This window comes from Marinifilum sp. N1E240 (genome assembly GCF_009295825.1).
GTDB lineage: Bacteria > Bacteroidota > Bacteroidia > Bacteroidales > Marinifilaceae > Marinifilum_A > Marinifilum_A sediminis.
In genome coordinates this window covers 67,503-91,810 of record NZ_WHKF01000007.1, presented here as the reverse complement: position 1 = coordinate 91,810, position 24,308 = coordinate 67,503, and the positions used below count along the sequence as shown (strand labels likewise).

Sequence of the window (24,308 nt, the reverse complement as noted above, 5' to 3'; positions counted from 1 at the left end):
GACAAAAATACAAGATATTAGAAAGAGAGCAATTCTATTTGAAAATTAGGCAATAAAAAAACCCGGAATTCCTTCCGGGTTCAATTTATATGTCGAACTCTTATTCGTTATCGGATGCATACCATTCCGCAAAGGAGGTTGCAGTTTCGTGCAGTTTTAAAGAGTGTAGCTGAACATGTTCAGGCAATCTACCTTTAATACGATCTGCAAAATCTGCAATCATATTTTCACATGTTGGCTGATATTCCGTAATGAAAAATCGTTCAAACATTTCTGGAATGTTTAAACTCTCAACATTTGGTACAGCCTTACTCAATACCAAAGCATGATCTAACTGATCTACAATTTCTTCGGAAACAATCTTTTTTAAATCTCCAAAGTCCATCACCATACCCAATTTAGGATTAGAAACATCCTCAATGGGTTCTCCTATCACAGTCACATACAAAATATATGAATGACCGTGAATGTTTTTACACAATCCATCGTAGTTCCATAAGGCGTGAGCCATTTCGAAATGGAACTCTTTGGTTAATCTAATTTTTGCCATTTTTTTATATCATAAAAAAAACCGGATAGTGCCGGTTTTAATTTCTTTATGCATGCGTACAATTGCTAATACAATCGACGATATTGCTCAAACTGCAGTGCTTTAAAAAATAGTAAGTGTTCTTACCTTCTCTTTTTGAAGATAATACTCCTTTATCTTTTAAGATTCCCAAATGATGAGAAGTAGTAGATTGTTCAATCTTTAATAATTCATGAATTTCGGTTACCGTAAGTTTCTTACCGTCCTCAAGATATCCTAAAATTGCTATTCTCATCGGATGAGCGATCGCCTTTAGCATATTTGCCGCCTGCTCCAACTTTTCAGGTTCTAATTCTTTAATTTTCATACACTAAGATTAATCACGTAAATTATCAAATGCAAATATATAAATATATTCGTGAATGATCTCTATATTCATATCGAAATATTTAAATTTCTGAGTTTGTAGATAATTTATTCGTAGTCTTAATAAAAACGAGGTTTTTCTATTTGTCAAAATTGGAAAACTGCCCACTTTCAGGACAAAGATAAATTATTAACTTTGGTTGCTATGAGTTTGAAAAGAAGCAGTATTAAAGAGATTAAGGCTCCCGTAAAGGCTGAAATGGATGAATTTGAGTCCTATTTTAGGCAATCGATGAAAAGTAAAATTCGATTGCTTGATATTATCAACAACTACATTATTAAGCGTAAAGGGAAAGAAATAAGACCTATTTTGGTGTTTTTGAGTGCCAAATTAATCGATAAAGTCACTCCTTCAACTTATACTGCTGCTGCATTAACTCAATTGCTGCACACCGCTACATTAATTCACGATGATGTTGTTGATGAAGCCTATGAACGTAGAGGCTTCTTCTCAATTAATGCTCTGTGGAAATCGAAAGCAGCTGTTTTAGTTGGTGATTACCTCCTATCAAAAGGATTGCTTGTTGCTCTTGAAAACAAAGAATATGAGCAATTACAAGTGGTTTCGGATGCCGTACGAGAAATGAGTGAAGGTGAATTGCTTCAGCTTGAAAAATCAAGGAAATTAGACATAACCGAGGAAGTTTATTTTGATATCATTTACAAGAAAACTGCCAGTTTAATAGCTTCTTGCACACATTTGGGTGCAATATCTGCAAAAGCAAATGAAGAAGATCAGCAAAAATTAAAAGAATTTGGTGAAAATCTGGGAATAGCCTTTCAAATGAAAGACGATTTGTTTGATTACGAAAAACAAGGAAATATTGGCAAACCAACTGGTAATGACATTAAGGAGAAAAAGTTGACTCTTCCCTTAATTTATGTACTTCGTCAGATATCCGAAAAAGATAAACGCTGGGCTCTGAAAATTATTCGCAAGCACAATAAGAATAATGAAAAAGTAAATGAGCTAATTCAATTTGTTAAAGAAAATGGTGGAATTGAATATACGAGAGAAAAGATGCTTGAGTACAAACAAAAAGCTCTTGAATCGATTTCTTCTTTTCCAGATACTGAAGCTAAACGTGCATTAAATCAATTGGTTGAATATACAATATCGAGAACAAAATAATTAAATTGGGAGGCTAAATGAGAATTTACTTCCCTTCCCTACTTCACTTTCAACACTAATATTACCTCCATTTTGCTCAATGAATTCTTTACACAAGATCAGACCAATACCCGTTCCTAATTCATCATTGGTTCCTGCTCTATTAAAATTGGTATCAATTCTAAATAATTTCTCCTGATTTTTAGGACTTATACCTATACCATTATCTTGAATATGAAAGTGAATCTTCGATTCATTTGACACAATATTAATCTTCATTTTACCTTTAGAGTGAGTAAATTTTAATGCATTAGATACGAGATTTCTAATAACTGTGTCTACCATATATTCATCGGCAAATGCTGTATTTTTTGCGCCTGGAGTAAATTCAACAGAAATATTTTTACTTTGCGTTTTGGCATAATTCAAGTTCAAATTTAACTCTGTTAACCTTTTAAGGTCAATTTTCTTTGGTTTCAGTTTAATCGCTCCTGTTTGCGCTCTCGACCACTCCAGAAGATTCTCCAAAAGATTATACTCTTGCTTAACTGCAGAATTTATCAATGCAACCATTTCTGTTATTTGTTCCTTATCCAAGGTATGCAGGTTTTCTTTAAGTCCTTCTGCCATTGGAAGCATCACATTAAATGGATTTTTAAGATCATGGGCAATGATAGAGAAAAACTTATCCTTAGTTTGAATAGCTTCTTTTAATGCCTTCTCATTAAGCTTCTGATTGGTTATATCACGTGCTACAGCCATTAAAGTAACTGTCTCCCCATTTGATTCAAATTCAGGAATTAACTGCCATTCGAAATAATGTTCCTCTTCCTCAATTTCAAGTGTAAATTCAACTGTTGTTGATTTTGAACTTGTAAATACTTTCTCCATCTCGTCAGCCCAAAAATCACAGTGCTCTTTTGGAAAACCCATATCTTCATGTGTTTTACCAATGAATTCATTTGGAGATATACCTAAAATGGTTTTTGCAGCTGAATTAACAAATAAATGTTTGAATTCCCGGTCGAATCTCATGATTAAATCCGGAGCATTTTCGACTAGAGTCTGGAAAGTTTTTACACTTAAACGAAGATTCTCTTCCGCCTTCTTTCGTTTTCCCACATTTCGTAAGGAGACAAAAAAAAGTCTATGCCCTTCAATAGGAATTAAACTAGCACTGACTTCAACAGGAACTCTTGTACCTGATTTTTTTATGATTTCAGTCTCGAATAATAAATTGTTCTGACCTTCAAATTGTTCCTGCCTATTCTCAAATCCTAATGATTTTGAAGGATCATCAATATCACTTATAGTTAAATTCTTCAGTTCATCTGGAGTATATTCAAGCAATTTGGGCAATTGTGATCCAAATTCCAATATATTCCCCTTCTCATCATGAACTAAAAAAGCATCACCCGCTAATTCAAAAATATTTTTAAAAAACTCTTCTCGCTGACCAACCTTGTCAACTAAATTGTAATAACTCGAAATGTCTTCAGTCTCGATAACCAATCGTTCTATATCCCCAGCTTCGCTAAGAATCGGTTTAACCAATTTTTCTTCAAATCTAATGGATCCCTTATGGTTATATGATTTTAAAAATTTACCTGTCTGTTTCGTTTTAATTACCTCATTAACAGTACACTCTTCACAAGTTTTATCAAGATTATAAAATACTTTATGACATTTTCCACCAAGTACTTCATCTCTTTCAACTCCAAGTTGCTGCAATCTACTGTCATTCACCTCAATTAAAGTAAAGTTAGGATCAATAACAGAAAGAAAAGATTTTTTATTAGAATTCTGTACCAAGTTCTGAATTGAATTAGATTGATTCTCTCGCAATTTTTTTAATTGTGAGAGTTCTTTTTCTAATTCAACAATTCTGTGATTAAGATTTTCAGAAGCTTCCTTGTACATTTATTATATCAAAAAGAGATTTTTATTTAATTATAAATACCTTACCGAAGTTAAATAATTTATCTTTTTATAATGCAAAAAGTCGGAAAAAAATTCCGACTTTTTAAAAATTATAAGCAATCAATACTAAAAGTAAGTGATTTGTTTGTCTTCTCCTGTTTCAATTCTGTGAAGTTCAGTCAATAAATTATTAGCTAAACTCGATGCTCCAATTCTAGACCATTTGTTGTTCAACCACTCTTCACCCAAGTTGTTATTAGATATCGCGAAGAACTCAATAGCATCCTTAGCTGTAGAAATACCTCCTGCAGGCTTAAAACCAACCATACGACCAGTCTTCTCAAAATATTCAGTAATTGCCTGAGTCATGATATGAGCCGCTTCTAAAGTTGCATTTACAGGAACTTTACCTGTAGATGTTTTGATAAAATCGGCACCTGCTTCCATTGCAAGAATTGATGCTGTGCGAATGTTGGTTGCAGTTTTTAACTCACCAGTTTCTAAAATCACTTTTAAATGACCTTTTCCGCAAGCTTCTTTTTGTGCAACAATTTCATCATAAACAGTCTGATAATTCCCTTCTAAAAAAGCTCCAATTGAAATTACAATATCAATTTCATCAGCTCCTTTTTCAACAGCCATTTTACATTCTAATGCCTTAACTTCAATATATGATTGTGAAGATGGGAAAACACCGGCAACAGAAGCAATATTAACGCCTTCTGCTTTTAAGTTTTCATTTAATGTTGGCACCTGGTATGGATATACGCAAATTGCGGCAACATTCGGCATGTCAAAATCATTCTGGAAGTTATTTACATTTTCTGCAAAACTTTTGGCTCTTGCGTGTGTGTCATTCGAATTTAAAGTCGTTAAATCAATTAACGAAAAGTTTTTCTTTAAATTCTCAACAGTGTACAACTTGTCAAAATCAGAAGCGATAATCTCTTTTACCTGATTAGCAACCTCCTGATCATTCAATTCTAAATTGTACGATTTCAAGATCTCTAAAATGTCTTTTTTCATCCTTGCTAAATTTTAATTAGGATGGAGCGTCAAATCCAATACCTGGCGCTACACAATGTAAATAAATAATAATTAACCAGTTGCGGACGTTTCCGCTGATTTTTCCATAAATACAAAAGATTTTCCTTTTGCATATCTTAACGATTAAGGCACAAAACTATAATAAAAATTTAGCTTTTCCATCTCATAACGAGCTAATCGGCAGAAAGTTTACCATTGTTTTTATGTCTCTCGGCATCTCTTTGAGTCTTTTTTTCCATATTTTTCTGAAAAGCCTCGTTTAAATCTACACCTGTTTGATTTGCCAAACAGATTAAAACCCAAAGTACATCAGCCATTTCATCTCCTAAATCAACCAACTTGTCCTTTTCTTTAAACGATTGTTCGCCGTACTTTCTCGAAATGATCCTTGCCACCTCTCCCACTTCTTCGGTAAGTATTGCCATATTGGTCAGTTCATTAAAATAACGAACTCCATATTTCTTGATCCAATTATCGACCACTTTTTGTGCCTCTGAAATACTAATTTCCTTTGAATTCATACTACTCCTTATTTTTAGTATCCATAACAATTGTAACCGGTCCATCATTAATTAATGAAACCTGCATATCTGCACCAAACTCTCCCGTTTCTACTTTCGAATCCGAATCCTTCTCCAATTGATCTACAAAATATTGGTACAAAGGAATAGAAACATCAGGTTTTGCCGCTGCAATATAGGAAGGGCGGTTGCCTTTCTTCGTTTTTGCATGTAAGGTAAATTGACTAATTGCGAGTATCTTTCCTGAGACATCAATTAGGGATTTATTCATTACGCCATTTTCATCATCAAAAATACGAAGATTACATATTTTCTTACTCAACCATTCCGCATCTTCCCTAGAATCATTGCATTCAATTCCAACTAAAATCATTAAACCAGAGTCAATGGCTCCTATAATCTTATTATCTACTTTAACGGAAGCTTTGCTTACTCTCTGTATAACAACTCTCATAACAATATATTTATTAAGATATTATATTTAATGTGAATATTTAAATATAATTCAATCTGAGTTTTAATGGCAGATCTGAATGTCTCTTCCCTTCAAAAAAACATTATTAAAAACGATTCTAAATAAAAATCTTTCACAAATAATAATCATATTTGTAATTCGAACATTACAACATATCATGAATTATTACATCAGTGACTCTCAAGATCCGTTTTTTAATATAGCAAGCGAAGAGTATTTATTAAAAATGTACGATAAAGATTTCTTCTTTCTGTATATAAATCAACCTGCCTTAATTGTGGGCAAGCATCAAAATACACTGGCAGAAATCAATTTAGATAAAGTAGAAGCTGAAAATATACCTGTTATTAGAAGACTCTCTGGTGGTGGAACTGTTTTTCATGATTTGGGCAATTTAAACTATTGTTTCATTAAAAAAGGTGAAAAAGGAAAGCTTGTTAATTTTAAAAAATACAGTGAGCCAATAATTAATGCTCTTCAAAAACTTGAAGTAAATGCAAAGTTTGAAGGTAAAAGCGATTTAACGATTGATGGTAAAAAGTTTTCAGGTAATGCCTCTCATGTATATCGAAATAAAGTAATGCAGCATGGCACGATGCTATTTTCAAGCGATTTAAAACGTTTAAACCAGTTGTTAAAGGTTAATCCTTTAAAATTTAAAGATAGAGGTGTAAGATCTATCAGAAGTCGGGTGACGAATATCTCCGATTACCTCTTACATCCTATTTCAATAAATCAATTGGCAGAGCATATTTTATCAGAAATAAAGAATATCTACCCTACAGGATCAATATTCCAATTGTCTGATTCGGATAAACAGGCAATAAATAAACTCAAAGAAGAAAAATACAAGAGCCTGGAATGGAACTTTGGCTACTCGCCTACTTATACTTTTGAAAAAATAAGTAATTTTTCAGGAGGACGAATATTGGAGATTGAAATGAAAGTTTCAAAAGGAAGAATTGAATCTATTGAATTAGCAGGTAATTGTATCAATAAAGAAGCAATAAATGAATTTTATGAGCATCTTAAAGGAGTAAATCACACTAAATTCGCTATCAATAAGGTTATTAGCAATAATAATCTTAATTTATACTTTAATAATTTAAGTTCTAGTGAATTATTGCAAGTACTTTTTTAAATGCATCGTGATTTTAAAGTGTTGAAAAGGAGCAACTTAAAACTAATACTATCACTTTAATAAAATACACTTAATTAAAATATTTCCAAACAGTTAAAGCTTTCTTGTTACCTAATTCAGAAATAATCTCATCTAACGTGGCTTTCTTTATATTTTCAACGGATTTAAATCTTTGAATTAATTTTTGAACAGATTTAGGTCCTATTCCGTCAATTTTATCCAATTCCGAGCCAATAAATGATTTTGATCTTTTTTGTTTGTGGAATGTAATGGCAAAACGGTGCGATTCATTTCTTAAATGTTGGATCGTTTTTAAGGTTTCAGAGTTTTTATCTAAATAAAGAGGATATGGATCTCCAGGAAAATAGATTTCCTCCAATTTTTTAGCAATACCAATCACTGAAATTTTACCCCGCAAATTTAATTTGTCCAAACTATTTAAGGCAGCTCCTAACTGTCCTTTTCCACCATCAATTACAATTAACTGTGGTAATGATTTATCCTCTTCAAGTAATCGTTTATACCTTCTATATATTATCTCCTCCATCGATGCAAAATCATTTGCACCAACTACAGTTTTAATATTAAAATGACGATAATCCTTTTTGTAGGGGCGAGCATTTCTAAATACCACACACGAAGCAACTGGATGAGTACCCTGAATATTCGAATTATCGAAGCATTCTATATGTGTAGGCAAATCCTTTAATCTTAAATCGGTTCTCATTCTTTCCAATATTCTATCAGAATGAGTTTGTTTTTGAGACTTATCCCCTTTCTTCAACTTATCGAGACGGAAGTATTTCACATTTCGCAAGGATAAGTCTAATAATTTGCGTTTGTCACCACGTTGAGGAACTAAACATTTTACACCTTCAAAAGGTAAATCAATTTCAAATGGAACCAAAATCTCTTTAGCAGTACTAAATATTTTTTGTCGAATTTCAGTAATTGCCAATAGTAATAAATCTTCCCTATTCTCCTCTATTTTCTTTTTTAACTCGATTGTGTGGGCTTGTATAATTGCCCCATTCACAATTTTCAAAAAGTTTACATACGCCACATCTTCATCGTCCAATATTGAATACACATCTATATTGTTAATTGATGGATTTACGATTGTAGATTTGCTTTGGTATTTATCCAGTAGTTGAAGTTTTTCTTTAATAAGATGAGCCTCTTCAAATTTAAAATTCTCGGCATATTCATTCATTTTTTCTTTTAAATGAGAGGTAACCGTTCTAATATTCCCTTTAAGAATATTTCGTATTGCCTGAATGGTTTCATTGTACTCTTCAGTTTTGATCTTCCCTATGCATGGTGCTTTACAATTACCTATATGATATTCTAGACAAACTTTAAACTTCCCATTTGTAATTCCTTCTGCCGATAAACTTAAATTGCAATTCCTCAATTTATACAATGATCGAATCATATCCATAAGAGTTCGAACCATCTTTACACTTGTATAAGGACCAAAATATTCCGATCCATCTTTAGTTAAATGACGCGTTACAAACACTCTTGGAAATCTCTCCTTTTTAATACAAATCCAGGGAAAGGATTTATCATCTTTTAAAAGTACATTATATCGAGGCTGGTGTTTCTTTATTAAATTGTTCTCTAACAATAATGCATCCTCTTCTGAATTGACAACTATATGGCGAATATCAAAAATCTTTCTCACCATTATATTCGTCTTGGCATTATCATGAACTTTATTAAAGTAAGAAGCAACTCTACGTTTGAGTCGCTTTGCTTTACCTACATAAATTATCTTGTCATTTTCATCGAAAAATTGATATACACCTGGCTCTTCAGGTAAGGCTGAAACCAAAGATTTAAGATGATCGATATTCTTATTTTTAATCACAATTTAATATTTAGAAGAGTATGCCAACGAATTAGTGAGTCTCGAACAAATCTACTACTTTAAATTCATTCACATCAAACAATCCTTTATCCGACAATTTTAATTTTGGAATTACCAATAAAGACATAAAGGCTAAAGTCATGAATGGTGATTTAAAATCAGATCCTAATTTGGAGGTAAATTCACTTAATTTTGAATAATCCTGTATCAATTCCTCCCCTGTTTTATTCGACATTAAACCTGCTACTTCCAACTTTACAAAACGGCTTTCACCATTATTTACTGCTACAATACCACCTTTTAAATCTATAAGAGTATTAATTGCATGTACAATTTCTATATCTCTAGTTCCAATTGCAATGATATTGTGACTATCGTGGGCAATACTCTCAGCAACTGCTCCATTTTTAAATCCAAAACCTTTAACAAAACCAACTACAGGTTTACCATTATCGTAACGACTCATCACTACAATTTTCAAAATGTCATTATCCATATCTGAAACGACATTTGAATCTTCAATTTTTGGATCACATAAAATTGAATCTGTTATCAAATCTCCATCCTTAGCAACCATCACTCTAATCTTGCCACTCTCTGGAGTAACTGCTAATTCCGACAATTCAATTGCTTTTCGACTAAAGTTATTTAGAAGAATCTCATTGTTTACTTCAAATGATACCACACCATTCTTATAAATGCAATTGCCTTTTCTATATACTTCTTGAATAGAAAACTCATCAGGATTATTAATTTTTATAAAATCTGCAGAATCGCCAACCTGAAGTAATCCTAAATCCAAACCATAATGGTGAATTGGATTGTAACTTGCAGCTCTTAATAGCGAGAATAGATCCAAACCCTTTTTTAATCCTCGTTTTATCAGATAATTAATATGACCGAATTCGAGAATATCATCGGGATGTAAATCATCTGTACACAACATCACTTTATCAGGATGAGTTTCTAACAGTGATGATAAAGCCTCGAAATCTTTTGCTGCACTACCCTCTCTTATCTGGATCATCATTCCTAATGAAATTTTCTCTAAAGCTTCCTCCAAAGTAGAGCATTCATGATCTGCAGAAATTCCTGCTGCAACATATTTTTTTAAATCAGAACCTTTCAATCCTGGAGCATGACCGTCGATTTTCTTTCCTAATTTCTTACATGCAACGATCTTTTTTAAAACCTCAAGATCGTCTTCTACTACACCAACAAAATCCATCACCTCTGCCAAACAGACCACCTCTTCTCGCTTAAGTAAACTCTCAACAATATTACTATCCAATACGAATCCTGATGTTTCAAATTCGGTTGCAGGAACACAGGAAGGAACTCCAAATTTTATTTCCAAAGGAACTTTCTTTGCATCGTTAATCATGAAATCTACACCGATTTCACCCAAGACATTTGCGATTTCATGTGGATCAGTTACCAAACCAATTGTACCACATTTTACAGCTTCCGCTGCAAATCGACTTGGGATTAGAAGTGAACTTTCAATATGCATATGAGAGTCTACCAGCCCTGGCAAAATATAACAATCATCAACATCATCTTTAGGATGAATTGAAATGATTACTCCTTCTTCTATTACAATTTCAGCTGGAGTAATTTGCTTTGCAATTACATCAACAACCTTTCCCGATATAGTGTATTTATTATTCATGTGTTTGTTTTTTTACTATGATCACATGTTGAGTAAAATGGTTTTTAAAAACTTTGTACTTCTTTTAGTTTTCCACAATTAAGGTAAGATTAAGAAAATAAAATATGAAATTTCTTAATCGATAATCTACTCCTTTATAGCGTAATGCCATCTTCCAAAACGCCCGAAATCGACATTTTTCAAAAGAAAAAGGCAATTTCGGGCGTTTTAAGGAGTAAACTTTCTTAAAATACTCCTTAGTTCCACGTGGAACATTATCGTCCCATTAGCACCAAAAGAACGTTGATATCACTAGGAGAAACACCCGATATACGCGATGCCTGTCCTATAGTTTGTGGTTTAATTTTATCTAATTTTTGTCTAGCCTCGGTGGATATTGATTGGAGACTTGTATAATCAAATCGATCTTTTATGTCTATATTTTCCAATCTTGTTAACTTATCTGCAATCAATTTTTCACGATCGATATAACCACTATACTTGATCAAAACCTCAGCTGCCTCAATTATCTCCTCTTTTCTATTTGGGATATCGTCTACCACTTCTTTAAGTGGAGTCACATCCTCAATAAGATCAAGAATTCCAACTTGAGGCCTTAAGATAATATCATATAACTTCACACCCTGTTTTAGTGGTGAGGTTCCTAGTTTCTCTAAAACTGGATTTAGAAATTTTGGTTTACAACTAAATTCTTTACAGAATTTAACCAACTTATTTCTATAGACAATTTTTTCTTCTAGCAAATCTAATCTCTCCTGATCAGCTAAGCCTAGGTCAAATGCTTTCGGGGTTAACCTCACGTCGGCATCATCCTGACGAAGTAATATTCGATACTCAGCTCTAGAGGTGAACATACGATAAGGTTCATCAACACCTTTTGTTACTAGATCGTCAATTAATACTCCTATATAAGCTTCATCTCTTTTTAATGTAAATTCAGGTTTTCCTTGTACAGATAAACTTGCATTTATTCCAGCCATCATTCCTTGAGCTCCTGCTTCCTCATATCCTGTAGTTCCATTAATCTGTCCTGCAAAATACAAGTTGGAAATTAACTTTGTCTCTAATGTGTGAAACAATTGTGTTGGAGCGAAATAATCATACTCTATTGCATAACCCGGTCTATACATTTTTACATTCTCAAGACCTGGGACTTTTTTTAATGCTTTCAATTGAACATCCCAAGCTAAACTTGAAGAAAATCCATTTATGTAATATTCATGTGTAAATTCACCTTCAGGTTCCAAAAACAGTAGATGTTCCTGTTTCTCAGCAAAAGTTGAAAGCTTCGATTCAATACTCGGACAATATCGAGGTCCTGTACTTTGGATCGTTCCATTGTACATAGGTGAATCTTCAAATCCTTCTCTTAAATTATCATGCACTTCAGGATTTGTATAAACAATATAACATGGACGCTGACGAAGTGTTTTATCTACATGATTATTTAAATACGAAAATTGATAAAATCCTTCCTCTCCTTCCTGCTTTTTCATCACAGAAAAATCAATTGATCTTCCATCTAATCGAGCTGGAGTTCCTGTTTTCATTCTGCCAACTTCAAATCCAAATGATTTTAATTGCTCACTTATTCCAAATGAAGCGGGTTCTGCAGATCTTCCACCTGTTTCCTTATTGCGACCAATATGCATCAAACCATTTAGAAAGGTTCCGTTGGTTAAAACAACAGTTTCCGCAAGTATATTTATTCCCAGTTTGGTTTTTACACCTTTTACAATTCCATCTTCAACAATTACACCAACAACAGCATCCTGCCACATGTCAAGATTATCGGTATTTTCAACAATTTTTCTCCATTCAGCAGAAAAAATCATTCGATCGCACTGTGCACGCGGACTCCACATTGCAGGTCCTTTTGAACGATTTAACATGCGAAATTGAATTGAAGATCGATCGGTAACAATACCAGAATATCCTCCCAATGCATCAATTTCCCTTACAATTTGCCCTTTTGCAATCCCACCGATTGCCGGATTACATGACATTTGTGCGATTTTATTCATGTCCATTGTAATCAACAAGACAGTTGAACCAAGATTAGCAGCAGCCGTTGCTGCTTCACATCCTGCATGTCCGGCTCCTACTACTACTACATCATATTTAGGCAACATACTATATCAGATATTTGTATTCTATATTCCTTATTTATCTACAAAGATAGATATTTTACTCTAAACTACTGTATACCAAAATACTAGATCAACGCTTATCGATCTAAACTATTGAAACAGAGCAAAATAAATTAAAAAATTTCACAAATTTAATGAATCTCGGAAAGTAATACTAATGATTCGTCCTCCTTTTGTGTCATGATCTCCTGATCTTCATCTGTTTTATCATCAATTCCTAACAGATGTAACACTCCATGAATTATTACACGATGAAGTTCTTCGAAATATTCGCATTTGTAATCTTCTGCATTATCTTTAACAGTATCTACACTTATAAAAAGATCACCAGAAATAATATTGGCGACAGTATAATCAAAAGTGATTATATCTGTAAAATAATCATGATTAAGGTGTTCACGATTCATTTGTAACAAGTAGTCGTCTGAGCAAAAATAGTAATTGATCTCTCCTATTTCACTACCATTATTAACGACAACGCGATTGACCCAATCGCTTATGAGCTTTTGATCAATCGCGGGAATTTCAGTTTCACACGAATTATATGTAATCAACATTTATCCAAATCTAAATTTCATTTCTACTAAGGCACCATTTTCATTAAACTCAATATCATCAGCAAGATGATTCATTAAGAAAATACCGCGCCCATGTGTTTTTTCTATATTTTCTGGTAAAGTTGGATCAGGAATATTAGCAAAATCAAATCCTGTACCTTCATCTCCTACAATAAACTGTATTGCTTCCTCATCGATATTGTACTCGATTTTTACTTTCTTCGAGACATCTAATCTATTACCGTGCAAGATAGCATTATTTACAGCTTCGATAATTGCCACAGAAATTTTACCGTAAATTTCTGAGCTTAAATTGTAGGATGAAGAAATATCGTCTATCAAGCGTTCAACCCTACTTATGTTCTCTAGTTCGGAAGGAAATACCAACAAGTTATCAGATTTAGTCATTATTTAATTTTATCATATAGTCAAGGTACAACTTATTATAATAATCGAACAATTTAACATTTGAGTCATAAAATACATCGTCAAATTCTGTTCGTACTCTTTTATACTCAAATATTTCTCTAGGGTTACTCAATTTTAAAAAATTTCCTGATTTACTTTCACGTTTCTTATCAAAATCTTTTTCTCTATGGGCGTTTTCAGCCTCTAATAATTTTGTAATGATTCGATTTTGACGGATTAAAGTACTCGAATTTATAGAAAAATTAGATACATCTGATTCAATTTGGTCAAGCATTTTTGTCACTTCACGTAATATTTTTTCACTTTCGTGTCCTAAGCCACCATTTTGAAGCATTTCACTTAAGTTTTGTCGGTACATTTCCTGTTTTTGCAAGAATTTTCCAAGTTTCTCACTAGAGCCAGGTTTACCATCACCATTTTTTATTTCTGAAATTAAATCTTCCAACATTTTTTTTAATGATTCTTGCCCTGATTTTAATCCTGAAAAAGATGGCTTGCCTCCTTTTTTATCACCTAACTGATCGCCAGGCATTGCATTTGCCATCTGTTCCATTAGCTGTTTTAATGCTTCAGATAAGAACACACTCAGTTCATTGGTTTCGGTCAACACTTTCTGCTGAGCCGTGCCCGATTGAATTTTTCTTCGCTCAGTAGCTTCTGATAAAGCTATCTCCAACTCGTTTTCAATTTCAAAAATTTTATTTCCTATTAGTGAAGCTACCTGTGGAGAACGTGCCGATAAGGCAAGCAAGGAATCCTGAATTAATGCATATTCCTCTTTAAGTGTGCCTTGCTCTTCAATCATTTGAACGTACTGAGGATTACGATAATTTATTCTCTTAAATCGCTTAATAACGTCCTCTTGCTGGAATGAAAACTCTATTAAATTATTCATTAATCGTATGAGGTTATCAATATTGGCGCTCATTTGAATAGAACTACTTTGAGCAATATTATCGGATAGTTTCTGAGCAAAATGCTTCTGTTTTTTTGCCGTTTCCTTCATTCCTTTAGCTGCTTTCCCTGTTTTTCCTTTTTCTAATTGATCTCCTGAATTATTAATTGAATTACTTATCTCCTGTATATCCTTTTCTGTATTTTCAAAGTTGTAAGATTTTTGAATTTCAGAATTCTTATCTAATAAATCTGATAAATCAGTCTCTATTTCCTCCCACTTTTCCTTACCTGAGCTATGTTTTTCTTTAAGTAAATCTTCGTCCTTTCTGTACTTAGTCGCTGCATTATCTTGTTCGTTAGCTAGCTTATTAATTCTATCTGCAATTTGTTTCGTTCGCAATTCTATTTCATACCTTTCCAACAATTGCAGGTTACGATCCAATTGTTTTTGAAAATCATCAACCGACATTTTTAATTGATTTCCAACCTTATTTAATTTTTCGGATTGCAAATCTTCAGCTAACTTATTGAATTCTTCAAATAGTTTTTCAAGTTCAGGATCCATCACCTTTTTCATCAACTCTTCTATTTGTTTCTGTTTCTCCAAAAGTTGTGGATCTTCCATTCCTGAAGCATTCATTAAATTATTCTTGCGCTGATTTTCATTGGAAATATTTTTTAACAAATCGTCAAGCTGCTGTTTTTTTGAACCTATTTCCTGAATCAATTGCTCTTGCTGCCATTTTTCAGTAGACCCGTCCAGAGCATTTTTTTGCATTTTTAAAATATCTTCCTGTATAGATTGACTTAAATCAATACTTTTTTGAATTTGATTACTTATGCTATCCTGAACTACAGTATTTAAATCGTATAGCTGTTTCGAATCTGGAATATAGTAATTGAATTGTTGAGAACTTGTTTTTTTTGAACCATTGATTCCATCATTATCAAAAACCTCAAAAAAATATTTCACATTAGTTCCTTCATTAAAATCAACCGATGAAAAATCAAAAGCAAAATAAAATTCTTGCGAAGTCAAATTTTCATTTATTGAAATAGGAATATAAACCGAAGGATTGTTTTCGGATTGATATACAAATCTCAATTTTGAAATTCCGTAATCATCTTTAATAATTCCTCTAAAATAATATCCGGAAGAAATTAATGAATCTTGAAGCGAGCTAACTTTTATTTGTGGATACAAGTCTGGAATGATATCAATATTGTATCGAGCGAATAAATTTTTGCCAAATTCATCATTTTCCAAAAAAATAGAGTACGATAATTTTTTTTGAACTTTTCTGGAAAATTTAAGAACATTTCCATCGATTATTTCCGTACTACAGGCTATTGAGTCAGAAAAAATTAATTCTCCCGCCCTTGAAAACTCTGTTTTCAATTCCCACTTCAAGACAGAACCCTCTGGAACACTGACATTTCCGACATTACTCTCCTCTCTTTTTTTCAATTTTGTATGTGCCGGAGAAACAACCGAAAGAGACAAATTTCGAACACCTGGCTTCGATAAAACTTTAATTTTAAAAATATCAGAACTTACCGTTCCTGATTCCAGAAAAAATCGAATATCAGAATTCACATTGCGAAACAGATAGGTGAAATTTCCACCTCCTTCTTTCTTCATTAAGTATTTTGCATTTCCAAAAAGGACATGAACTTCAGAGGGTATAAACTTTCCATTTGTACTTGCTTTTAAGACGAAATTAGAACCTTTTTCTATCCCTTCGGGCAATGAATCTAAAACGAAAAAGAAATCAGCAGGAGGCATATATTTCTTGTTAAAATGAACCAATCTTTTGGAACTATTTGAATACAAACCTGGAATTAAAAAATGCACCAATACTATCAATAAAATTAGTCCACCTAAATATTTAAAGTACTTAAAACTGGACTTGAAAGATACTGCCTTTCGGAATGGAAGTAAACGAACAGAATCAATCCTTTGATTTATACTCGCCAATAATAGTGTGTCATCAGAATTTTCAGATGTGTAAGAAAGTTCTGTCAATTCCAATGTATTTAATAAACGATCTTGCTGATCCAGAAAATGCTCTCCAATTATTTCAATTGCCTGCCTATAACTTATTACATCACCAATTCTATACAAACTAACAATGGGGCTAATAATATATCGATATAGAACCATTCCAACAAAAAGACCCGACGCAATTAGAAGTCCTGTTTTTGTAGGAACCGAAAAATATAAATAGTATTCCGAGAAACTAACAAATAGAAAATAAGACAGAAAAATTACTAAGCTAAGTAGAATACCTCTCAGCAATTGATTCTGATAGTATTTACGAATAAAACGATCAAGTTTCGCAATAAAAACATCCCGACTATTTTCCATACTATCTACTTACGGATTTTGACTAATTACGATACAACCAAATGGCAGGATTTAATTTAGTACTTCCCTTCCATAACTGAAATTTAAGAACTGTTGTGCTTTGAGCCTTATCGGTGTATACCACACCAATTTTTTCTTTGGAATTAACAATATCGCCTTTTTTTACATTTACAGTTGCCAAATTCGAGTATACTGAAAAATATTCTCCGTGACGAATAATGATTACATTATTCAATCCTGGCATGGAAAGAATATGAGTGACTTCACCTTTAAAAATAGTTCGACAATCTGATTTTTGGTCCGTCGTAATGTTTACACCATCGTTTCTGACTCTAACATGCTTAAGTACCGGATGTGGATGCTCTCCAAATTTTTCAGAAATAAAACCTGTTTTAGTAGGCCAAGGCAATTTTCCTTTGTTAGATCCAAAATTTGCAGACAGAACTTTTTCTTCTGGTGTTAAGCCATATTTACCAGAACCTTTTTTCGATTTTGTAGCCAATTTGGCTTGTCTGGCAATTATTCTTTGAATTTCTTTCTCAAGCTTTTGTGTATATCTTTTTTGCTTGCGCAGATCATCTCTTAACTGCTTTTCTCTCTTCTTTAGTTTTTGTACTAAAGCAGCCTGCTCACCTTTTTCGTTCGTAAGTGTAATATTTTCGTCGGTCTTTTGGCTCAAAAGAATTTCCTTCTCAACTTTAACCTTCTTCAATTCTAAAGCTTTTGCATCAAGATTTTTTCTTTTTTTACCAATATTTATGCCCTGCTTTCTGCTATATTCAGAAAATTGTTGCAAGTACTTATACCTCTTATAAGCCTGATTAAAGTCTTTTGATGATAGCAAAAACAACAGTTTTTCGTAGGAATTTTTTTGCTTATAGGCATAGACAATTACTTTTGCATACTGCTTTTTCAACTTGTCTAATTCTTCTTCCAGATCTTCAATCTCAGAATTAATTTCATCAATTTCTTTACCGATGTGTGAAATTTCAATTCCAATAGATTTTATTAATTCCTGTCGAGCATTTATACGTTGATTTAAGAGAGACAATCGCCCAAGGCTAACCTTTTTATTCTTAACTGTATTTTTTAGAAGAGTATTGGTATAGGCAATGTCCTTTTCGTTTTGTTCTTTACGTTTTTTAAGTGTTGAGACCGAAGTTTGTGCAAATGATTCCACTGATAGTAACATCAATAAAATTAGTACATACTGCATTATTTTAACGTAAGAAAATGTTGATTTGCCCATAATGCTATTTAGGGATAAATTCTTTCGTATTTACTCGAAATTTTAAAAGAAAATCTAAGCTTTTCGTCGAAAGATATTTTATTAAATTTAATGCTACAAGATAATAAATGTTTCGGATCATTCACTTGAAAGCTCAAACGCTGAGGAAACTTCTCCTCCTCAAAAGATTTAAAATCACGATATTTTACATTAATATCACGGGCATCATCGAAATCTTTCACCAAAACATCAGTAATTCTCATTAAAGACGGATCTATGTCAACTCTCTGATAACCGAAACGATTCAATTTCTTTAATTTATCCTTCCTTAATTTTCTGTCCACCTTACGTGATTTTTCAGAAATGAAAACATACATGTTATCGATTATTCTTCCATTAAAACCTCTCACAAAAGATTTTCCTTTATCATTATTAACAGCCGTAAATACCGAATTTGTTAATATACTTTGTAAGGTTTCGAAGTTTAAATCAACATTTAACTTTTCTCTAAAAAAATTAAAATCATCAACAAAATACTTCTTTTTTAATCTGTCAATCATCTTGACCGAATCCTTACTAATAAGCATTCTAGCCACCTCTATCCCACCTACCGGAGCTGTAATTGACATCCAAATTAAACTGTCTTTCTGAATTTTCATAGAACCCTTAAAGTTCTTTTTTACACCATCAACAGTAAAGCTTGCTGAGAATTTTTTTACATAAAATGTATTGTAGTGAAGGCTACTATCTATTAATCCTCTGTACAGTTTACCATCGGATATTGGCTTTGCTTTAACTACGCCTAACTCATGTACTGTTTTACAGGAAACATTAAAAAAGGCAATAATTACAAACAAAATCCCTAATACTATTTTTGAATTTAAATTACTCTTCATTCTTCTTTGTCTTCTCAGGAATTACACCTGTTTTAACCTTTTCGGCAAGATACTCTGATCCTTCACCTATCTCCACTGCTTTCTTCCACTCTTCTAACGCCTTTTCATTGTTGCCTAAGCGAAAAAGAATATCACCATAATGCTCGACAACAACAGCAGACTCTTCACCACCGTGTTGCATTGCTTTTTCCATAGGAATTATAGCTTCTTTATATTGACCCAATTGATACAAAACCCAAGCGTAAGTATCCAAATAGGTTGAATTTTCGGATTCCAATTCAACACAAAGTGAACTCATTTCTTTTGCCTTTTCAAGGTTTTTGCCTAACACTGACAAATAGTAACTGTAGTTGTTTAGTACTATTACATTATTTGGATCAAAAAGTAAAACCTCGTCATAAGCTTTAAAGGCTTTTTCAGAATTTCCAGCTTGATAATAAGCATCACCCATGTAAGTTTTAAATTGAATTCTCAATTGAACATTATCTCCAATGTAAGAAATTCCATCTTCGAATGCCTCTATAGCAGTTTTATAATCCTCTTTTTGAGCTGATGCAACACCCTTAAAAACATAGAGTAATGGTTGGCTTGGGAAATAATTTATCGCCTCAGAACTAACTTTAAGCATGCTATCAAAATCCAACAATTGATTGTGAATTAACAACAATTCTTCCCAAACAACATAGTTCGATTTTTCTTCTTCTAAAACCTTTTCCAAATGATATTTTGCACCTTCGTTATCATCTCTTTTACGCAAGTAATCAGCATAAAGAGCATGAACTCTTACATGTCCAGGGTGAATTTCTACCAGAGTATCCAAAAGGCTTTTTAAATATTCATCGGTAAACTTGGCTTGATCAGGATTCATCAGCATGGCAATTAAATACTGAATTTTTTGATCTGCTTCTATCTCCTGCTGAGCAAATGCTTTAGCCAATGAAACATTACTTTTCTCTACCTCACCTTTTTTTCTGTAAAAATCAGCCAGATAAAAGTGTACCAATCCATTATTTGGATCAACCTTTAATATTTCTTTGTATTGCTTAAATGCTTTTTCCTCTTCATTATCTGCAAGGTACAAATCTGCAAGCATGCCGTAAAATTCAGCTCTATAAGGATACTTTTTAATCAATTTTTCAACCTCTGCGTAGGCCATTTTCCTATCGCCTAACTTTAAATAAAGTCTTTCTTTTTCTAAAGAAACACCTTCTTGAACACCGACTTTCTTTTCCAAACGATTATAGACTTCAATAGCTTCTTTAAATTTTTCAACCGAAGCATAAAGAGAGGCTTGCAAATAGTAAAAATCATTGCGCTCCGGGTTCATTTCAATCAACTCATCATATACTTTACAAGCATGATCTATCATCGATTTTTTCTGATAGATATTTGCCAATTGAATTTGGTACCAAAGATTCTGTGGTTTTAATTTAACTGCTCCTCGAGATAATTCCAAAGCGCTGTTTAAATTTCCCTGACTTAAATAAATGTTAGCCAGTTCATATCTCACAACAGCGCTTGATGGATCAATTTTGATGCAGGAAGCATACAAAGAAATCCCTTTCTCAATCTCACCTAACAAAACAGATTTAGTTGCTTCTGCAAATGCAAAATCAAACTCTAATTTTTGTTGTTCTGTTAACTTCACATCCTTCTGCACCTTCTCTTTTCTAAGTGCAGAGTTCATATTCTTTGCAATTACCGGTGATCCTGAAATCAGAATTCCCCCAGCAATTAATGCTATCATTAATTTACTTCCCGCTTTCATCCGCTATCTATTTTGAAAAGCTCGCAAAATCTCCAACATTCAATTCAGAAACATCTCCTTGAATATCCACGTGATTTCCAACCATTGAATTATCAAGGTTCAAATGCTCTAAGTTTGAATTTCTCTGAATTATTGAATTGCGAACCAATGTATTACTTACAGTAGATCCAGAACCAACTGATACGTGTGGTCCCACTACCGAATTAACAATTTTAACGTTTTCTCCAATATAACATGGAGGGATAATAATAGAATTTTCATGATATGCCGATGAACAAACCAGTTCATCATCTTTGTGATATTCTAAAATTCTCTGATTTGTATGAACTGTTGCATCTTTATTACCACAATCCATCCATTCTATAACTTGCCCTGGTTTAAATACCAGTCCTTTATTTTTCATGTTTTCTAAAGCATCTGTTAACTGATATTCTCCATTAACAACAACTTTATTATCTAACAAGTACTGTAATTCGTTCTTAAGGTTTTCACCATCTTTAAAATAGTAAATACCAATAATTGCCAAATCGGAAACAAACTCCTGAGGCTTCTCTACAAAGTCGGTAATTTTACTGTCTTCGCCAAGCTTAACAACACCGAATGCCGAAGGATCTTCAACTTTCTGCACCCAAATTACACTATCCGCATCAGCATCCAGAACAAAATCTGCCTTGAACAAAGTATCCGCAAAAGCAACAACTACTTTATCTGATAATGATGGTGCAGCACAGTGAATAGCATGAGCTGTTCCTAATGCTTCTGTTTGATAATAGATACTTGCCTTAGCACCCAAATTTTCTGCAATATCGCACAAAGTATTCTCAACTTCCTTGCCAAAATCGCCAATGATAAAAGCAATTTCATCAATCTTATCATTCGAAACTTTAGCAATTTCTTCAACTAAACGTTGAACAATAGGTTTTCCTGCAATAGGAATCAATGGTTTTGGTACGGTAAGGGTATGTGGGCGCATACGCTTTCCCATCCCTGCCATAGGTACAATAATCTTCATTTACTGATTAATTTGTAGTAGTAATGTATAAAATAGGTAAAATTGGGATCAAATGTAAGCTTTAGAAAGTTGTTTTGATCCAAATTAATAATTTTTAACGCTTTAACCTTTTCCGGTATGTCCAAATCCTCCGGCACCGCGTTCCGATACTTCTAACTCTTCAACTGGTTCCCAGCTAACAGTTTCGTGAGCAGCTATAACCATTTGGCAAATTCTGTCTCCATCATTAATTTCAACTACCTCATTGGAAAGGTTTGCCAGAATTACACCAATTTCGCCACGATAATCTGCATCGATAGTTCCTGGAGTATTTAAAACAGTAATCCCCTCCTTCAAAGCCATTCCACTTCTTGGTCTTATTTGAGCCTCATAGCCAGCAGGAAGCTCTATAAATAAACCCGTTTTTATCAATTTTCTCTCCAAAGATTTAAGAAAAACTGGTTCCGAAATGTTGGCCCTTAGGTCCATACCCGCAGATAACTCAGTACTGTATTTTGGTAAATCGTGTTTCGATTTATTAACGATTTTAACTTTCATTGAATAAAATTCCTTAAATGAACACCCTTTTAAATGAATGGCTAAGATACATTTTTCAATCCTCTTATGAAAGATAAAAAAAATGAAGCGATGCTTGAAGCTATTTTTTCAAACGAAGCAACTTTAAAAGTGGATTCCACAAGCCTTCTTTTTGAATCACCAAAATTATAAATCCGATAAATAAAGGTGTTTTTGCAGCCATTTTAAGCCATTGATTATCGAATTGAATTTGAGAACTAATCCAATATAAAAGCATTGCAGCAAGAAAGTAGAGGAAAATTCTTTTTAAATCATACGGTACTGGATAATATTTCTGCCCCAGGTAATATGAAACAATCATCATTAAAATAAAGCAGATGAATACAGCATATGCAGCTCCCATATAACCAATTCTAGGTACTAATAAGAAGTTTAGAACTATAGTAATAATTGAACCTATAATTGCCAATAAAGCACCATATCGAGTTTTATCGCTGAGCTTATACCATAAGGATAGTGAGTAAAATACACCAAAGAAAAAATTACCCAACAATACATAAGGTACGATACTTAATCCTTCGTGATATGTAGATTTAATTAGAAATTTTACAATGTCCATATAGAACATTACACCCAGAAAAATAAACATCCCAAATACAGTAAAATACTTTAGAACGTCAGCATAAACTTGTTTTGAGTTTTTCTCTTTTGCTTGAGCAAAAAAGAAGGGTTCAAAAGCGTATCGAAATGCCTGAATGAATAAAGTCATAACAACCGCCAGTTTGTAATTTGCTGCGTAAATACCTGTTTGGTGCATAGGATTTAATTCTGCAGGAATTAATTTTGGCAGCAGTATCTTATCTAAATTGATATTAATCATTCCGCAGGCACCAACAATCAAAATAGGCCATGAATAGCTCAGAATATCTTTAAGTAATTGCCAATGAATTTGAAATCTAAACATTTTAAAATCTGGCAGTAATAAAAGGAAATTAGCAATAGATGCCACGCAATATGCAATAAAGATATAGCCAATTCCAATTTCAGGATTCCAAATGGTTTCTATAGGGATGTTGGGAAAGTTTTCATAAATCCATGGACAAAGTACAAGGAAAAATAAATTGATTCCTAGATTGATAAAAATATTGAACAACTTTAATCCTGCATAACGAAAGGCTCTGTTTTGCAAACGAAGTTTTGCAAAAGGTAAAGCTGTAATTGCATCTAATCCAAGGGTTATTGCAAGAAGTAAGATATACTCCTGGTGCTCAGGTATTTTTAAAAATATACCTAGCGGATTTATAAAAACAAGAACAAAAAACCAGAATAATAAAGTGGTAGTTGTTAAACTTAAAAAACCAGTAGAAAATGTAATGTCAGCCTTTCCATCCTTATTGGCAAACCGAAAATAACCGGTTTCCATACCATAAGTAAGTAAAACGAGCAAAAGAGCAACGTAAGACATTAAATTGGCAACAACACCATATTCATCCGGTGCAAAAATGTATGTATAAATTGGAAACAATAGCCAATTTAAAAAGCGACCAACAATCGAGCTAACTCCATAAATGGCAGTTTCACCAGCAAGTTTCTTAAGTGGGTTCAATTTTTTATAGTATTTCGATTAAAAGTGCAAAGATATGAGATTTTTCATGACGAGCTTTTAAGGAAAGCATCTGAAAATGAATACTCAACATTTTTTACAGTGTTCCACGTGGAGCAATTCTAAATTTAATTCGAAAAAAAGACCTTTCAGTATTTATATCGAAAAT

20 protein-coding genes are annotated in these 24,308 nt (G+C 33.0%); 2 read left to right on the top strand and 18 right to left on the bottom strand.

The window, feature by feature from the left end:
* Positions 1-100: 100 nt before the first annotated feature.
* Both GCQ56_RS16090 and GCQ56_RS16085 read right to left on the bottom strand, forming a co-directional pair.
* Positions 101-550 carry a 6-carboxytetrahydropterin synthase gene (locus GCQ56_RS16090; protein ID WP_152735557.1) on the bottom strand — a complete coding sequence of 150 codons (450 nt, stop codon included), beginning with the start codon at positions 548-550 and terminating at the stop codon, positions 101-103.
* A gap of 46 nt (positions 551-596) precedes the next feature.
* Positions 597-896 (bottom strand): helix-turn-helix transcriptional regulator, encoded by a 300-nt coding sequence (locus tag GCQ56_RS16085; RefSeq protein WP_152735556.1) that lies wholly within the window; start codon positions 894-896, stop codon positions 597-599.
* Between the two features lie 204 nt (positions 897-1,100).
* On the opposite strand from GCQ56_RS16085, the gene GCQ56_RS16080 reads away from it, so the two are divergent.
* Positions 1,101-2,087: a polyprenyl synthetase family protein gene (locus GCQ56_RS16080; protein WP_152735555.1), complete on the top strand. Its 987-nt coding sequence runs from the start codon at positions 1,101-1,103 to the stop codon at positions 2,085-2,087.
* Here the strand turns inward: GCQ56_RS16080 and GCQ56_RS16075 are convergent, their stop codons facing one another.
* From GCQ56_RS16075 to dtd, 4 genes are all read right to left on the bottom strand, one after another.
* Positions 2,088-3,986, bottom strand: coding sequence for a PAS domain-containing sensor histidine kinase (locus GCQ56_RS16075; protein WP_152735554.1), 1,899 nt, complete (start codon positions 3,984-3,986; stop codon positions 2,088-2,090). It abuts the gene before it with no gap.
* A gap of 126 nt (positions 3,987-4,112) precedes the next feature.
* Positions 4,113-5,012, bottom strand: coding sequence for a deoxyribose-phosphate aldolase (gene deoC / locus GCQ56_RS16070; RefSeq protein ID WP_152735553.1), 900 nt, complete (start codon positions 5,010-5,012; stop codon positions 4,113-4,115).
* 194 nt (positions 5,013-5,206) lie between these two features.
* Positions 5,207-5,554, bottom strand: coding sequence for a nucleotide pyrophosphohydrolase (locus GCQ56_RS16065; protein ID WP_152735552.1), 348 nt, complete (start codon positions 5,552-5,554; stop codon positions 5,207-5,209).
* Position 5,555: 1 nt separating this feature from the next.
* Positions 5,556-6,008 (bottom strand): D-aminoacyl-tRNA deacylase, encoded by a 453-nt coding sequence (gene dtd, locus GCQ56_RS16060; RefSeq protein ID WP_152735551.1) that lies wholly within the window; start codon positions 6,006-6,008, stop codon positions 5,556-5,558.
* 178 nt (positions 6,009-6,186) lie between these two features.
* Between dtd and GCQ56_RS16055 the strand changes: the two genes are divergently transcribed.
* Positions 6,187-7,170 (top strand): lipoate--protein ligase, encoded by a 984-nt coding sequence (locus GCQ56_RS16055; protein WP_193323812.1) that lies wholly within the window; start codon positions 6,187-6,189, stop codon positions 7,168-7,170.
* A 70-nt stretch (positions 7,171-7,240) separates the two neighbouring features.
* Here GCQ56_RS16055 and uvrC read toward each other — a convergent pair whose 3' ends face one another.
* The 12 genes from uvrC to GCQ56_RS15995 form a co-directional block, all read right to left on the bottom strand.
* A complete protein-coding gene (uvrC, locus tag GCQ56_RS16050) occupies positions 7,241-9,043 on the bottom strand; it encodes an excinuclease ABC subunit UvrC (protein ID WP_299993924.1) in 1,803 nt (600 codons plus the stop codon).
* Between the two features lie 31 nt (positions 9,044-9,074).
* Positions 9,075-10,715: an adenine deaminase gene (ade, locus tag GCQ56_RS16045; RefSeq protein WP_152735549.1), complete on the bottom strand. Its 1,641-nt coding sequence runs from the start codon at positions 10,713-10,715 to the stop codon at positions 9,075-9,077.
* A gap of 254 nt (positions 10,716-10,969) precedes the next feature.
* Positions 10,970-12,847, bottom strand: a complete 1,878-nt coding sequence (gene mnmG, locus GCQ56_RS16040) for a tRNA uridine-5-carboxymethylaminomethyl(34) synthesis enzyme MnmG (RefSeq protein ID WP_152735548.1) — start codon at positions 12,845-12,847, stop codon at positions 10,970-10,972.
* Between the two features lie 149 nt (positions 12,848-12,996).
* Positions 12,997-13,422 carry an rRNA maturation RNase YbeY gene (ybeY, locus tag GCQ56_RS16035; RefSeq protein WP_152735547.1) on the bottom strand — a complete coding sequence of 142 codons (426 nt, stop codon included), beginning with the start codon at positions 13,420-13,422 and terminating at the stop codon, positions 12,997-12,999.
* Positions 13,423-13,830 carry an ATP-binding protein gene (locus tag GCQ56_RS16030; RefSeq protein WP_227006090.1) on the bottom strand — a complete coding sequence of 136 codons (408 nt, stop codon included), beginning with the start codon at positions 13,828-13,830 and terminating at the stop codon, positions 13,423-13,425.
* Positions 13,823-17,116 carry a hypothetical protein gene (locus tag GCQ56_RS16025; protein ID WP_152735546.1) on the bottom strand — a complete coding sequence of 1,098 codons (3,294 nt, stop codon included), beginning with the start codon at positions 17,114-17,116 and terminating at the stop codon, positions 13,823-13,825. The genes GCQ56_RS16030 and GCQ56_RS16025 overlap by 8 nt, the downstream gene beginning before the upstream one ends.
* A 22-nt stretch (positions 17,117-17,138) precedes the next feature.
* Positions 17,139-18,365, bottom strand: coding sequence for a murein hydrolase activator EnvC (locus GCQ56_RS16020; RefSeq protein ID WP_152735545.1), 1,227 nt, complete (start codon positions 18,363-18,365; stop codon positions 17,139-17,141).
* 8 nt (positions 18,366-18,373) lie between these two features.
* Positions 18,374-19,240, bottom strand: a complete 867-nt coding sequence (locus GCQ56_RS16015; protein ID WP_152735544.1) for a DUF4292 domain-containing protein — start codon at positions 19,238-19,240, stop codon at positions 18,374-18,376.
* Positions 19,230-21,008: a tetratricopeptide repeat protein gene (locus GCQ56_RS16010; protein ID WP_152735543.1), complete on the bottom strand. Its 1,779-nt coding sequence runs from the start codon at positions 21,006-21,008 to the stop codon at positions 19,230-19,232. The genes GCQ56_RS16015 and GCQ56_RS16010 overlap by 11 nt, the downstream gene beginning before the upstream one ends.
* 7 nt (positions 21,009-21,015) lie before the next feature.
* The gene (locus GCQ56_RS16005; protein WP_152735542.1) at positions 21,016-22,020 is read right to left on the bottom strand and encodes a sugar phosphate nucleotidyltransferase; all 1,005 of its coding nucleotides are present in this window, start codon (positions 22,018-22,020) and stop codon (positions 21,016-21,018) included.
* Positions 22,021-22,122: 102 nt separating this feature from the next.
* Complete coding sequence (gene dut / locus GCQ56_RS16000; RefSeq protein ID WP_152735541.1) at positions 22,123-22,557, bottom strand: dUTP diphosphatase; 435 nt, start codon at positions 22,555-22,557, stop codon at positions 22,123-22,125.
* A 100-nt stretch (positions 22,558-22,657) separates the two neighbouring features.
* The gene (locus tag GCQ56_RS15995; protein ID WP_152735540.1) at positions 22,658-24,142 is read right to left on the bottom strand and encodes a lipopolysaccharide biosynthesis protein; all 1,485 of its coding nucleotides are present in this window, start codon (positions 24,140-24,142) and stop codon (positions 22,658-22,660) included.
* Between the last annotated feature and the right edge of the window lie 166 nt (positions 24,143-24,308).